Raw genomic sequence first — 14,404 nt, 5'->3', positions numbered from 1 at the left:
ACTAAACATCTGGAAAAGGACAATCACATGAGCTTAAGTGATGAAGAACAATTCGACAGCTTAAAGTCGTTCGCCAAAAAATATGGTTCTGCCATGATTAGCGGAATTCTCATTGCGTTGATTGCCTTTTTTGGATGGACTTACTGGCAAAAAAGGAATTTGGCAACTAGCCAAGTAGAAACTGCAAAAGTACAGCAGTTAATGGATGAGGCAAATACGAGTGCCGATAATCCTAATGCTTTAAGTTCAGTAACTGCATCGGCTGATAAAATTGTAAAAGATGATATCGATTCTGTTCAGGCCATACAGACTCAGTTTGTATTAGCAAAATTAGCCTATGAAAAACAGGATTATGCTGCTGCCGAAAAAGCTTTAAAGAAAGTTGAAAATTCAAAAGTTAAAGATGAAGGTTTGATTCAGGTTGTAAAATTGCGTTTAGCAGATGCACAATTGGCGCAAAACAAATATGATGAAGCACTAAAAACTCTGTCTGGTAACGTCGATCCTGCATTTAAAGCAACGGTAGAAGAGTTACGTGGTGATATCTTTGTTGCGAAAAAAGATGTTGATTCTGCTAAAAAAGCGTATCAGGCAGCGTGGAATTCGTTATTAGAACGTAAACAAGAGCGACAAATTTTACAAATTAAACTCGAAAGTGTTGGCGTTTTAGTTGAAGATCCACAGATTGAGCGCCCAATTTTGGAAACACAGGTGGAAGAGTCTTAATGAATCAGAAATTCAAACTGCCTTTGGCAATTGCAATCGCATCGGCTGTACTGGTGGGATGTTCGAGTAATAAAGTAAAAGAAGTTAAACCTAACCCGTTACCGAAATTGACCGAGTCGAAAAAGACCTTAACGCCAGTGTTTTCGCGTAGTGTTTCTTCTACTGATAAGGCTGATCCATTACGTTTGCAACTTGATGCAAGCGACGGTGTGGTTTTCACTCTTGATCCAAAAGGCGAAGTGGCTGCATATCGTGGTAAACAACGCATGTGGGAAAAGAAAGTTAGCAAATTAGGCTTGAGCTCTGGTGTTGAAGCTGCTGAAGGAATTGTTGTTGTTGGTAATAGTAAAGGGCAACTCTTTGCACTAGATCAGGCAACAGGCGAACAGAAGTGGACTGCACAGTTATCTGGCGCATTGTTAAGTCCGTCATTAGTTCAATCTGGACGTGTGATTACCATTGCGAATGATGGTACTGTATTTGCGCATGATGCTGCTTCAGGCCAACAAGTTTGGGCTTATAAGTTACCAAATGTTCAATTTAGTTTGCGTGGTCAGGCATCACCAGTGAGCCTTGATCCTCGTACTGTATTAATTGCATCTGCGAATGCGTATGTATATGCAATTGATACCATTAGTGGTATTCCACGTTTCCAACGCCGTGTTGCAGTCAGCGAAGGTCGTTCTGATATTCAACGTTTGATTGATATCGAAGGCGATCCTACGGTAGCTGGACAATATATGGTAACAACCAGTTTCCAAGGACAAGTGACTGTAACCGATCTTGCTTCTCAACGTGTAGTTTGGAGTGAAGATTCGAGCAGTACTAAACGTCCAGAAGTTTATGACAACAAAGTATTTGTCTCTTCAACAGATGGTAAGTTAACAGCTTACGATTTAGCAACTGGTGAAAAAATCTGGGAAAATGATAGTTTGTTAAACCGTCATTTAAGTAATCCGGTTGTGCTAGGACAAGATCTTGTTGTCGGCGATTTAGATGGTGTATTGCATCTTGTTGAGCCGTCAACAGGTAAATTAATTGGTCGTTCAAAAACAAGTGGTGAAGTTAACACATTACGTGTTATCGAGAATCAACTTTATGTTTCGACTAGAAAAGGCGATTTAAGTATTTGGCAGAATCGTTAATTTCGTTCGCTTGTGCTAAAATAAGCGCTTAACAAATTATGCTGTTAAAAATATCGGGGTGTTTGAATTAAATCAGTTCAAAGCCCCGTCTTTTATTATGGTCATCTCTGACCTTAAAATATATCTCCTGTACTGTTTTTAATGCTCATGCCATGAGATATGGCTGGTCTTGAATTAAGGTTATTGTATGAAACCCGTTATTGCGCTCATTGGTCGTCCGAATGTCGGAAAATCAACGTTATTTAACCAGATTACCAAGAGTCGTGATGCACTTGTAGCCGACTTCGCGGGCCTGACTCGTGACCGTAAATATGGTGATGCGACTTATCAGAATAAGTCTTTCATTGTTGTTGATACTGGCGGTATTGGTGAAAATGAAGGCGGTATTGATAACTACATGGCCGAGCAGTCAAAAACAGCGATCAATGAAGCAGATATCATCATTTTTGTGGTAGATGCGCGTGCTGGCTTATTGGCTTCCGATGAGCAAATTGCACGTGAACTGCGTACTTTGGGTAAAAAAGTTTACTTGGTTGCCAATAAAGTTGATGGTGTCCATGCGGAAGCTGCATTGGTTGAGTTCTACAAACTTGGTATGGGTGAGCCCTTACAAGTTGCTGCCAGCCATGGACGCGGTGTACAGCAAATGCTTGAGGACGTCTTGGTAGATGTACCTGAAGATGAAAATCCAGAAGAGCATGACAAGGCAACAGGCTTACGTTTAGCGATTATTGGTCGTCCGAATGTGGGTAAATCGACTTTGGTCAATCGTTTGCTGGGTGAAGACCGTGTGGTTGCATTTGACCAACCTGGTACAACTCGTGATTCGATTTATATCCCATTTGAACGTGATGGTCGTCAATATACCCTCATTGATACAGCGGGTGTGCGTCGTAAAGGTAAAGTTGATGAAATGATTGAGAAGTTCTCAATCGTGAAAACACTACAAGCGATTAAAGATGCGCATGTGATTGTGGTGGTGTTGGATGCCCGTGAAGGCGTAGTTGAACAAGATTTACATTTGATTGGTTACGCACTTGAAGCTGGTCGTGCCATGGTGATCGCCATTAACAAATGGGACAACATGACTGAATACGATCGTAAACAGTGTAAGTTGGATGTTGATCGCCGATTTGACTTTATCCCTTGGGCGAAAGTTCATTTAATCTCGGCATTGCATGGCACTGGCGTAGGGGATATGTACCCAACCATCCACCGTGCTTATGATTCATCGCACTTAAAAGTTTCACCTGCGAAATTAACCCAAATCTTAAATGATGCGACTGAAGCGCATCAACCACCGATGATTGGTGGCAAGCGTATTAAAATGCGTTATGCGCATATGGGTGGACAAAATCCACCAACGATCGTAATTCACGGTAATAAAGTCGACAAAACCCCAGCAGATTATCGTCGTTACCTTGAGAATGTGTTCCGTAAAGTTTACAAACTCGAAGGAACACCAGTACGCGTCGATTTTAAAACGTCGGAAAATCCATTTGAAGGACGTAAGTCACAAGTGGATGAACGCGTTGCAGCACGTAAACGTCGTTATGTTCAGAAATTCAAAAAAGCTGAGAAAAAGTTTAAACGTTAAGTTTTTTAAAATTCAAAAACCCAAAGTCTTCTTTGGGTTTTTTATTGCAAATAAATGAGCCTGTGCCAAGAGTTATGAAAAAGTGTGAATGATAAACGTAATTTTTTGTAAATTTCATAACGAATGCTATAATCAGCATCTTTATAAAATAATTTATATTTCCACAGAATAACGCTGCTTAGGGTTCACTTTTAGCATGGTAACATTACATCTTGCTCAGCTTACATTTACACATGCTCAGCCCTCATATACAGCTCTTGATTGTATTCCAGCAATGCAACGTAGACGATTATCGCCATTAGCTAAACTTGCGTTGACCAGCGCGCTTGGCGCATTAAATGGTAGTAAAGCCGATTATATTGTTTGGGTGTCACGATATGGTGATGAGTCTAAAACTTTGAATATCTTGCAAGATGTTCTAAGTGAGCAAACTCCATCACCTACACAATTTTCAACGTCTGTTCATAATGCAATTTCCGGGCTTTATTCTATTTTATGTCAGGATGATACTCCCTCTACAAGCCTAAGCTGTTCATGGACTGAAGGTTTGATTGAGGCCTATGCTCTTTTAAAGTCAATGAAAGATATTCAGCGGGTGTTAGTGGTTGCCTATGATGAACCTTTACCCAATATTTATGCTGAGGCAGTTGATTTTCCTGCCTATGCTTTAGCTGCGGTCGTTACTTTAGAGCAACCTAATTTACAAATTACTGCGTGGACGCATACAGATGAAGCAGATGCTCCTGCTTTTGCTCATTTTTGGCAGGATGCTGACCAGTTAATATCTGCATTTGGGTGGAACAAATGCTAAATCTTAAAAATCTGAAACGAAAAGGCAATTATTGCTGGCGTGTAGCGGCAACTGGCTTTAGTTTTGCCAGTTTCGGTCTGGGTGGTATGGCAATTGCCACCGTCATTGCACCAGTGCTGAATGCCACAACCTCTGATTCTGACAAGCGTCAGCAGCGTGCGCAGAATGTGATTAAGTATAGCTTTAAAGGCTTTACCGAAATGATGGTTAAACTTGGCATCATGACTTATTCGGTAGAAGGTTTGGAAAAGCTACAGAATAGTCGCCAAGAGTTAGTCATTGCCAATCATCCGACTTTAATTGATGTTGTAGTACTAATTGGTATGATGCAGCAGGCTAATTGTGTCGTGAAGCAGTCTCTTTGGTCGAACCCATTTACCAAAGGACCCGTACAAAGCGCAGGTTATATTTTAAACGCAGGTTCTCAGCAGTTTGTTGAAGACTGTGTGACGCGTCTGAAAGAAAATAATGCGGCTTCTCTTTTAATTTTTCCGGAAGGAACGCGCACTGAAAAGGGAATGACCCTAAATGAATTTCAGCGCGGTGCAGCCAACATTGCCATTCGCGCAAATGTACCAATTCGCCCAGTAATTATTACCTGTACGCCATCGACATTAACCAAGAATGAAAAATGGTACCACGTGCCATCTCAACCCTTTCATATTGAAGTGAAAGTACTCGATGCTGTGCAGGTATCAGATCTGTTAGATGATTTAACAGTAGGACCTAAACAAGTTCGTCAGTTAAGTCGTAGTTTTTATAAAATTTTTGATGAAGAGTTATCTTGAAATGAGCAATCTTGCTGATGAACTGAAGCAAATGATTATTGATGTTTTAGCACTAGAAGATATCACTATTGCGGATATTGAAACAGAAGCTCCATTATTTGGAGAAGGTCTAGGATTAGACTCGATTGATGCACTTGAGTTGGGACTGGCTTTGAAAAAGCGTTACAACATTCACTTAAATGCAGAGTCGGATGAAACCAAACAGCATTTTAAATCAATCCAGAGTTTAGTTGCTTTAGTTGAAGCTCAACAGAAGTCATAAGGAGCGTGATGATGTTATCTCAAGAACAAGTATTAACTAAACTCCGCGAATGGATGGAAGATTTGTTTGAAATTGAACCAGAGTCTGTTCAACTCGATTCGAACCTCTATTCAGACCTTGATGTCGACAGTATTGATGCTGTTGATTTAGTTGTAAAAATTAAAGAGTTAACGGGCAAGCAAGTCAAACCTGAAGACTTTAAAAATGTGAGAACCGTACTTGATGTTGTAACGGTAATCCAGAACATGACTGCTGAATGAAGTTTCTTCTTAAGGGGATAATTGCAGTACTTTTTGTGCTGTATCCCTTTATTGTAGGCTGGAGTTTGACACACGGACAATTTGTTTGGGTAAGTCTTTTACTCATCGGGTTGGGTGTAGTTAGACTTTTGGGTAAAAGCAACTCGCTATTATGGCCTTTAACTGGTTTTGCCATTATTTGTGGCAGTCTGAGCTTGCTGTCACATAATCATACTTGGTTGAAGTTATATCCAGTTGGTATGAGTTTAGGCGCATTAATTATTTTTTCGCTGACACTCATCAAACCGCCGTCTATGATTGAACGCTTTGCCCGAATCGTTGAACCCGATTTACCTGCATCTGGCGTGCAGTGGACCAGACAGGTCACTAAGGTCTGGTGTATTTTCTTTTTGTGTAATGCATTGATTGCCTTGACCACTGTGCTTTTTACTTCGATGCAGGTTTGGGTCATTTATAATGGCTTTATTTCTTATGTGCTGATGGGCATTTTGTTCCTTGGTGAATTTATTTTACGTAAGCGACATCAGCGTTTACATTCTTCAAATCATTAATTAAAAACTATGCAGCATTGTCATTTTCAGAAATTCATTGATTCAGCTCAGCCACTTTGTATAGATAGTGCTTTGCATTCGACTAGTTTTACTCAATTTTGGCAGGACGTTGCTTTACAAGCTGCTGCAATTGCTCAAATGGAAAATTTAACTTGGGCATTATGGGACGCAGATAGCTATGAATTTCTGGTTTTATTCTTTGCCGCGCTGCTCGCGAAAAAGCAGATTCTTTTACCACCAAATCGAGTGCGTGAACTAGAGCAGCAATTTGCAGCACAGCAGATTTATTTTCTGCAACGTCAAAAGATTGATGAACATGTGACTCCAGTTGCTGTGGTTCTAGATGAGGCATTTCTACAACATGCGCAACTCTATTTTTATACATCAGGTTCAACGGGTGAACCTAAAAAAATTCCAAGAACCCTCAGACAATTACTTAACGAAGTTCAAGGGTTGAATCAGAGCTTTAGTTTTGGTGAACATGCAATTGCGATTGCAACGGTCAGTCATCAGCATATCTATGGATTGCTATTTAAATTATTGCTCCCACTTGCTACAGGCCGAAGTTTTTATGTGCCTCAAATGGCATTCCCTGAGGATGTGGTACAAGCCCAAAAACAATTAGAAGCATTGAGTTTAAGCAATTATTTGATCTCAAGTCCTGCATTATTAAAACGTTGGACAACCGATGTTATTTTACAACAGTGTCAGATGGTTTTTAGCTCTGGTGGCAAACTGGAAAGTGGTGTTCGTCCTTTATTAAATCGTCCGATTATTGAAGTTTTGGGAAGTTCTGAAACAGGTGGTATTGCTCATCGCGCTAAAGATGATGATGCTTGGACTGCTTTTAGCAATGTAGCAATTCGTATTGAAGCCCAAAAGCTCATGGTGAAGAGTAATCATGCCTATGAAGATGACTGGATTATCACAGGTGATGGTGCAGCATGGTCAGATGAAACGTGTCAGACCTTTAAGCTGATGGGACGTACAGATCGAATTGTAAAACTTGAAGAAAAGCGTTTGAGTCTAGACGTGATCGAGCAAAGCATTCAAGCTTTAGATGTGATCCAACAATGTCATGTACTGGTACTCGAACATGAGCATCGTCAAATATTGGGATGTATTGTTGTTTTAAAAGAACAGGCTCGGGAACAGTTACAGCATCTAGGAAAGTCAACTTTTGTTAGTCATTTAAAACAACAGTTGAAAGATCACTTGGAAACGATCGCGATTCCACGTCAATGGCGGTTCCTCAGTCAGCTACCGCAAAACTCGCAGTCTAAACTCAATAAAACCTATTTGCAGACTCTATTTAAGCCTATGTTACAACCGGTGGTGCTGTCTCAGTCTCAAAGTTCAGATGACTCTATTTTTAGTCTTGAGTTTCCACCTGAGTTAGCTTGTTTTAAAGGACATTTCCCAACACAACCTATTTATCCAGGGGTCGGGCAAATAGGTTTTTTACAACATTTTGCTAAATCAATTTGGTCGGACTTAAATTGGTGTCAGGGTTATGAACAACTAAAATTTCAAAACCTGATCCGTCCTTATGCAATTGTACAACTTAAGCTTTCTCGAAAAGAGCATAAAGTGAGTTTTGAGCTACGCGATTCAGAACAGATTTTGGCTTCTGGGCGTTTATTATTCGCTTTGCAAACGGAAGTAGAGGGTTAAAAATGCAGACCAACTATGGCTTTGTTATCCCAGTTTATAATCATCCACATTATTTAGCAGATTTGATTGCTTATCTGGACAGTTTTGATCTACCGATTGTGCTGGTAAATGATGGAAGTGAGGATGCTTGTAGCCAAATTTTAAGAGCATTGACAGAACAATATTCGCAAATTCATTTAATTGAACATGAAGTGAATAAAGGCAAAGGCCAAGCCGTAATGACGGGGTTACGTGCGGCTCATCAGCTTGGTTTAAGCCATGCGCTACAACTCGATTCAGATGGTCAACATTGCTGGGATGACATTCCAAAATTTATTGAGCAGTCTCAGAAACATCCAGAGGCCATGGTGATTGGTCAGCCATACTTCGATGAATCTATCCCCAAAAAGCGCTTATATGGCCGTTACATCACCCATTTTTGGGTGTGGCTGAATAGTTTATCTTTTGAAATTAAAGACAGTATGTGTGGGTTTCGAGTATATCCGCTTGAAAGCACGATAAAGGTATTGAACAGTGCTAAATTCCAGCCACGTATGGGCTTTGATAGTGAGATTTTAGTGCGTTTAAAATGGGAAAATATCCCTTTTATTAATGTCCCGACACCTGTGGTTTATCCAGAGCAGGGTATCTCTCATTTTCATGTTTGGCGAGATAACTTAGGACTAAGTAAAGCACACGCAACTTTGTTTATGGGCATGCTGATTCGCTTACCGAAGCTGTTAAAACAAAAGCTGCAAGGTTAACCATGACACAATCAGCTTCTCCAAAATGGAATGATATTAAAGAGCGAGGAGGCATGTTGCCCCTCATGCTCGTATTGTGGTTTTACCGTTTTGGTGGACGTTGGTTATGCAAGTTGGTGATGTACTTTGTCATTATGTGGTACTGGTTATTCGCTGCCACAGCAAGACAGGCTTCTTTACTTTATTTACAAAAATTGCATCATTTTGCTGGCACACAGTCACCTTTTAGCCATCAGCCTACTTGGGCAAATAGCTATGCGCATTTTATGCAATTTGGCGAATGTATCTTAGACAAAATTGAAGGTTGGCTAGGTCATATCTCCGAGCAAAATCTAGAAGTTTTTGGACATGAAAACTTCTCGCAGCATTATCAAAAAGGTGCTCTGATTATTGTCTCGCACTTTGGCAATATTGAATTGCTTCGGGCAATTAAGTCTGAGCATCCACAGAAAATTAACGTGCTGGTTTATCAAAAGCATGCGACAAAATTTAATGAGTTTTTAAAGAAACTCAACGATAAAGCTGATGTCTGTCTTTTATCTGTTGATGAGCTGGGCATTGAAACCGCGATGTTGCTGCAAGATAAAATGCAGCAAGGTGAGTGGGTCATCGTGGCGGCAGATCGAGTACCTGTGCAGTCAGATCGTGTACAGCACATTGATTTTTTAGGGGAGCCAGCAGCTTTCCCACAAGGTGCATGGATTCTGGCAAATTTACTTAAAGTGCCTGTCATTGCCGTATTTTGCTACCGCATGCAGCAGCAGTTTCAGGTGCATATTCATTCAATTGCCGAGCAGGTGAATTTACCCCGCGCTAATCGTGTTGAAGGCATGCAATCTTTAACTAAAACTTATGTTGCTATATTAGAACAGCATTGCATGCGTGCCCCTTATCAATGGTTTAATTTTTATAATTTTTGGACGAAATAACATGCGTGTGTTAACCGTAGGTGAACAGCCACTGAGTATTGAAGATGTCGTTTCTGTAGCAAGAGGCGAATGTCAGGTGACTTTACCTGAATCATCTTCGTGGCGTGAACTGATTCAAAAAGGCGCTGATTTTCTCGATCAGTTACTTGAAGAAGAAGGTGTTATCTATGGTGTGACCACGGGTTATGGTGATTCATGTTTGGTTGAAGTGCCATTACATCAGGTTAATGAGTTGCCGCTGCATCTTTCACGTTTTCATGGTTGCGGTCTAGGTGAAAATTTAGATGTCATCACTGCACGTGCAGTCGTGGTGACGCGTTTATGCTCGTTAGCTCGTGGTTATTCAGGCGTGTCGATAGCACTACTTGAACGCTTGGTTTGGTTACTGAATGAAAATGTAATTCCAGTCATTCCATCTGAAGGTTCAGTCGGGGCAAGTGGTGACTTAACACCGTTGTCTTATATTGCAGGAACTTTAGTCGGTGAGCGTGATGTCTATGTCGATGGACATATTGTTCCGGTTTCAGAAGTCTATATTGAAAAGAATATGCTGCCTTTAACGCTCAGACCTAAAGAAGGTTTGGCGCTCATGAATGGCACTGCGGTAATGACGGCGATTGCTTGTTTAAACTATAAAAAAGCAGAGCAGATTGCACTTGCGAGTACTTTGATTACGGCTCTAAATGTATTGGCTTTAGAAGGTAATCCTAGTCATTTTGATGAAGTCCTGTTTGCACAAAAACCTCATCCAGGGCAGCAGCAAATTGCCAAGCAATTACGTGACTGGCTGAACAGTGAAGTACAAACAGCACATCAAAGTCCACGCTTGCAAGACCGTTATTCGCTTCGTTGTGCACCACACATTATTGGTGTGTTTGAAGACTCAAAAGTATGGTTACGTCAGTTTATTGAAAATGAGTTGAACTCGAGTAATGACAATCCATTGATTGATCCAGTAGGGATGCGTGTGTTGCATGGTGGACATTTTTACGGCGGACACATTGCACAAGCAATGGATAGCTTAAAAATTATGATTGCCAATATTGCCGACCTGATGGATAGACAGATTGCACAGTTGGTTGATCATAAAATGAATCATGGTTTACCACGCAATTTAACAGGTGCAACAGCCGAACGTTTACCATTGAATCATGGTTTTAAAGCGGTACAAATCGGAGTGTCTGCGTGGACGGCTGAAGCCTTGAAAAACACTTTGGCCGCGTCAATTTTTTCACGCTCAACCGAATGTCATAATCAAGACAAAGTCAGTATGGGAACCATTGCTGCGCGTGATGCGAGCCGTGTGATTACCTTGACACAGCAAGTCATTGCAGCGCTTTGCTGTGCAAGTGTGCAGGCGATTCATTTGAAAGGCCTCACCACACAGTTAAGTCCAACATTGCAGGCATTTATGCAATGGACCTTACAAAGCTTTGCATTTGTCGAAGAAGACCGACCATTACAAACCGAATTACAACAGATTGTTGATCGTTTAGACCAACTTGAATTGTTTAATCAACCAGAATTTATGGGATAAGGTGAGCCAATGCATGCAGATGTAATCATTGAAATTCCATTTCATGATGTCGATACCATGAATGTGGTTTGGCATGGACACTATTTAAAATATTTTGAGATTGCGCGCTGTAAATTGCTCGATCAATTTCATTACAACTATATGCAGATGAAAGAATCGGGCTATGCATGGCCTGTGATTGAAAGCCATGTTCGCTATGCATACGGTATTGAGTTTGAACAAAAGATTCGGGTTCGAGCCATTTTAAAAGAATGGGAAAACCGTTTGAAAATTGATTATTTGATTTTTGATGCTGAGTCAGGAAAACGTTTAACCAAAGGTTATACCACACAAGTAGCGGTAAATATTGAAGCTCGTGAAATGTGCTTGCAATCACCGCAGGTTTTATTTGATCGTTTAAATGCTTGGTCTGAGTTTCAGCCGACGAGGGGCGTATGATGTCTAAATTTATCAAAACCTTAGGTTTAGGTACTGCGATTTGGATGGGTAGTTTAAATACAGTCTATGCAGCACCAACCCAGATCACGCAAATTTTTCAGCAATTGTCGCAGTCTCCTACCGTTCGTGCTGATTTCGAACAGCAAAAAAAACTACCATCGTTGAATAAAACTTTTGTATCGAACGGGTCTTTATTATTTGCAAAATCTGATGGTGTGGCATGGCAAATCAAACGCCCAGTACAGGCAGATTTAATTGTTACTCCGACCAAATTGGTACAAAAGACCCAGCGTACATTTAGCCAAATACAAGTTGATCAATCACCATATAGTTCAGTCGCGACTTTATTTTTGCAGCTCATGTCTGGTAATGAACAGGCCTTAGCAAAGAATTTCAATGTAGTAAGTGCGAATTATAGTCCAGCGGGTTGGAGCATGAGCTTAACTCCGAAAAGTAGCTTATTTAAAAAGTTATTTGTGCGTATTGATGCGCAAGGCCAACAGTACGTCAACCAAATCGTGATTACCGAGAAAGCGAATAATTTGACGACCATTCGCTTTAGTCACCAGACTTCTCAACCGACGACTCTAACGGCTGCCGAGCATGCGATTTTCCAACTGGCAAAATAAGTTCACTGTACTTTGGTTAATTGCTCTGCTACTGATTGCTGTGGGGCTTGGCGTGACTTGGCTGAAAAAAGACATTCATATTCAGACCAACATTTTTGCGTTATTGCCCAAAGTTCAACAAGACCCAGAGCTGGCACGTACTCAGCAGTACATGAATGAGCAACTCAACAATAAAGTATTTGTGGTGGTAGATGCCAAAGATGAAGCTGCGATACAACAAGCGACTCATTTCTTAACAGCGCAGGCCAAGCAAAGCCAGTTGTGGCAACCGCTGAAGCCACAACTTGATTTTGATCAATTTGCAAAACAGTTGTACCAACATCGCGCAGGCTTGTTGAGTGCTCAAGATCAAGCCTTATTGCAAAAAAAGGATTATGCTGCGCTGACTGAACAAAGTCTGATGCAGATGATGAGTCCAGGCATGCCTGTCACTGCTGAGTCACTTAAGCAAGACCCGCTATTGTTGTTTCCTCGTTATGCCATGCAGTTAGCATCGCCCTCACAACAAGATATTGAAATGGAGCAGGGCTTTGCCACCATTCATCATGAGCACGGCATTTCTCGGCTTTTCGTATTACAGTTGATGCAAAGCCCATACAATATTGATTACCAAGAACAGACCTCTACTTGGATTGAGCAGACTAAGCAAAAGCTAGCGGCAATGGGATTAAAATCTCATTGGACTGGAACTATTTTATTTTCAAATTTTGGGACGCAATCGGCTAAGCAGGAAATCTCAACCATTGGTGTTGGCTCAACACTGGGCTTAATTTTTCTGGTTTGGTTTGGCTTTCGTTCACTGCGACCTTTGGCGACCGAGTTTATTGCAGTTTCGACTGGAAGCTTTGTGGCGTTTGCGGTCACACATTGGGTGTTTGGTGAAATTCACCTGATGACATTGGTTTTCGGTGCAAGTCTGATTGGTGTCTGTGTCGACTTTTCATTTTATTTTATGGCGATGCAATCGCAGCATAGAAAGCTTGGTGGTTTTCAAATTTTAAAACCGCTATTACCAAGTTTGTTTATGGGCTTAATGACCACATTGGTTGCTTACATCTTTTTGAGTTTTACTCCGTTTCCTGGGTTCAAGCAGATTGCGGTCTTTTCAATTGTAGGATTAACTGCAGCGTGGATCAGCAGTGTACTTTTATTGCCAAGACTACCTGCACTCAATGCCCAGCCAGCCATACGAGCATTGTCTTGGATTGGACAAGCACGGTTATGGTTTCAACAGCGAACCAAGATACGTTATGGCTTGATTGCAGTCATTTTAGTCGTAGGTACAGCGAGTCTTTTCTATCTTAAAAGTAATGATGACATCCGTAACTTACAAGGTATGGACGCGAGTTTAAAGCAGCAGGACCAAGCAGTGCGTGGGCAATTTGGCCAGCAACAAAGTAGTGATTATTTTGTGGTGCGTGCAGCATCTGCAAATGAAATGCAGCAACAAGAGCAGCAACTGATTGGACATTTGCAACAGTTACAGTCACAAGGGAAAATCAGTGCATTTCAAGCTCTGGGACAATGGATTCCACCATTGGCGGCCCAACAACAGAATGTACAACTCTTAAGAAATATTCCAAAAGCGACTTTGCAGCAATATGCACAAAGCATGGGGCTAAATCTTAATGATGTTTTACAGTGGCAACAGCAACTGGCGACACAACCACTATTAGATTTTGCTGTATTTAAAGATCACCCTTTAGCTTTTTTACAGCCTCAAGCTAATGAACGATTAGTGATGGTGACAGGGGTGAAACAACCTGAAGCGTTAAAGCAACTTCAGAATGATCACATACATTTCCAGCAACCCATTACCGAAATGTCGCAAATGTTTGCTGAACATCGAGTACAGGCTCAACATCTTCTCATTTATGCCTTAATTGGTCTGGCGGTTGGTTTAGCGCTTATTTATGGTCTAAGTTCAATTGTGCCTTTGGTTTTGCCAGTCAGTTTGGCATTACTGAGCACTTTTGCTGTTCAAGCATGGTTAGGTGTGGAGATTAACCTGTTTAGTATTATGGCGACTTTCCTGATTATTGGGATCGGCGTCGATTATGCAATTTTCTACCGACATGGACATGATCACCCGCAAGTGGTTGGAATGGCATTATTTTTATGTATGATGTCGACCTTACTCGGCTTTGGATTACTTTCATTTAGCCATACTTATGCAATTCATTGTTTTGGTTTAACGGTTTTATTTGGAGTTATTTTCTCATTTATCTATGCGACGTTGTTAACCCCCGCAGATGAAAAACATATCGTGAATTTACAAGACCATTCATAATTTGAATAAATTAAAAAGGAAGTT

The 14,404-nt window shown here is 40.9% G+C and carries 15 protein-coding genes; all 15 read left to right on the top strand.

The features are described from left to right. Nucleotides 1-27: 27 nt before the first annotated feature. The 15 genes from ACINWC141_RS10395 to ACINWC141_RS10325 all read left to right on the top strand — a co-directional run bounded on the left by ACINWC141_RS10395 (nucleotide 28) and on the right by ACINWC141_RS10325 (nucleotide 14,380). The gene (locus ACINWC141_RS10395; RefSeq protein WP_009390863.1) at nucleotides 28-726 is read left to right on the top strand and encodes a YfgM family protein; all 699 of its coding nucleotides are present in this window, start codon (nucleotides 28-30) and stop codon (nucleotides 724-726) included. After that, nucleotides 726-1,871: an outer membrane protein assembly factor BamB gene (gene bamB, locus ACINWC141_RS10390; RefSeq protein WP_009390750.1), complete on the top strand. Its 1,146-nt coding sequence runs from the start codon at nucleotides 726-728 to the stop codon at nucleotides 1,869-1,871. Before ACINWC141_RS10395 ends, bamB begins: the two co-directional genes overlap by 1 nt. 187 nt (nucleotides 1,872-2,058) lie before the next feature. Next, nucleotides 2,059-3,468 carry a ribosome biogenesis GTPase Der gene (gene der / locus ACINWC141_RS10385; protein WP_009390858.1) on the top strand — a complete coding sequence of 470 codons (1,410 nt, stop codon included), beginning with the start codon at nucleotides 2,059-2,061 and terminating at the stop codon, nucleotides 3,466-3,468. Between the two features lie 196 nt (nucleotides 3,469-3,664). After that, complete coding sequence (locus tag ACINWC141_RS10380) at nucleotides 3,665-4,279, top strand: beta-ketoacyl synthase chain length factor (protein ID WP_009390733.1); 615 nt, start codon at nucleotides 3,665-3,667, stop codon at nucleotides 4,277-4,279. Beyond that, entirely contained in the window at nucleotides 4,264-5,067 is an 804-nt protein-coding gene (locus tag ACINWC141_RS10375) for a lysophospholipid acyltransferase family protein (protein WP_081400101.1), read from the top strand. Before ACINWC141_RS10380 ends, ACINWC141_RS10375 begins: the two co-directional genes overlap by 16 nt. Nucleotide 5,068: 1 nt before the next feature. After that, nucleotides 5,069-5,329 (top strand): phosphopantetheine-binding protein, encoded by a 261-nt coding sequence (locus ACINWC141_RS10370; RefSeq protein WP_009390745.1) that lies wholly within the window; start codon nucleotides 5,069-5,071, stop codon nucleotides 5,327-5,329. Between the two features lie 5 nt (nucleotides 5,330-5,334). Next, a complete protein-coding gene (locus ACINWC141_RS10365) occupies nucleotides 5,335-5,589 on the top strand; it encodes an acyl carrier protein (protein ID WP_080649511.1) in 255 nt (84 codons plus the stop codon). Beyond that, the gene (locus ACINWC141_RS10360; RefSeq protein WP_009390862.1) at nucleotides 5,586-6,140 is read left to right on the top strand and encodes a COG4648 family protein; all 555 of its coding nucleotides are present in this window, start codon (nucleotides 5,586-5,588) and stop codon (nucleotides 6,138-6,140) included. The genes ACINWC141_RS10365 and ACINWC141_RS10360 overlap by 4 nt, the downstream gene beginning before the upstream one ends. Nucleotides 6,141-6,149: 9 nt before the next feature. Then, nucleotides 6,150-7,814, top strand: coding sequence for an ApeI family dehydratase (locus ACINWC141_RS10355; protein ID WP_009390811.1), 1,665 nt, complete (start codon nucleotides 6,150-6,152; stop codon nucleotides 7,812-7,814). Between the two features lie 2 nt (nucleotides 7,815-7,816). Further along, the gene (locus ACINWC141_RS10350) at nucleotides 7,817-8,557 is read left to right on the top strand and encodes a glycosyltransferase family 2 protein (RefSeq protein WP_009390860.1); all 741 of its coding nucleotides are present in this window, start codon (nucleotides 7,817-7,819) and stop codon (nucleotides 8,555-8,557) included. Nucleotides 8,558-8,559: 2 nt separating this feature from the next. After that, complete coding sequence (locus ACINWC141_RS10345) at nucleotides 8,560-9,486, top strand: lysophospholipid acyltransferase family protein (protein ID WP_009390734.1); 927 nt, start codon at nucleotides 8,560-8,562, stop codon at nucleotides 9,484-9,486. Between the two features lies 1 nt (nucleotide 9,487). Next, complete coding sequence (locus tag ACINWC141_RS10340; protein WP_009390732.1) at nucleotides 9,488-11,023, top strand: HAL/PAL/TAL family ammonia-lyase; 1,536 nt, start codon at nucleotides 9,488-9,490, stop codon at nucleotides 11,021-11,023. Nucleotides 11,024-11,032: 9 nt separating this feature from the next. Then, a complete protein-coding gene (locus tag ACINWC141_RS10335; protein WP_009390721.1) occupies nucleotides 11,033-11,461 on the top strand; it encodes an acyl-CoA thioesterase in 429 nt (142 codons plus the stop codon). Then, a complete protein-coding gene (locus ACINWC141_RS10330; RefSeq protein ID WP_009390796.1) occupies nucleotides 11,461-12,090 on the top strand; it encodes a LolA family protein in 630 nt (209 codons plus the stop codon). Before ACINWC141_RS10335 ends, ACINWC141_RS10330 begins: the two co-directional genes overlap by 1 nt. Continuing rightward, nucleotides 12,065-14,380 (top strand): MMPL family transporter, encoded by a 2,316-nt coding sequence (locus ACINWC141_RS10325; RefSeq protein WP_009390678.1) that lies wholly within the window; start codon nucleotides 12,065-12,067, stop codon nucleotides 14,378-14,380. Before ACINWC141_RS10330 ends, ACINWC141_RS10325 begins: the two co-directional genes overlap by 26 nt. The last annotated feature ends 24 nt before the right edge of the window (nucleotides 14,381-14,404 follow it).

This window comes from Acinetobacter sp. WC-141, assembly GCF_000313935.1.
GTDB lineage: Bacteria > Pseudomonadota > Gammaproteobacteria > Pseudomonadales > Moraxellaceae > Acinetobacter.
The sequence above is the reverse complement of the archived record's forward strand: the minus strand, read 5'-3'. Positions and strand labels throughout refer to the sequence as shown.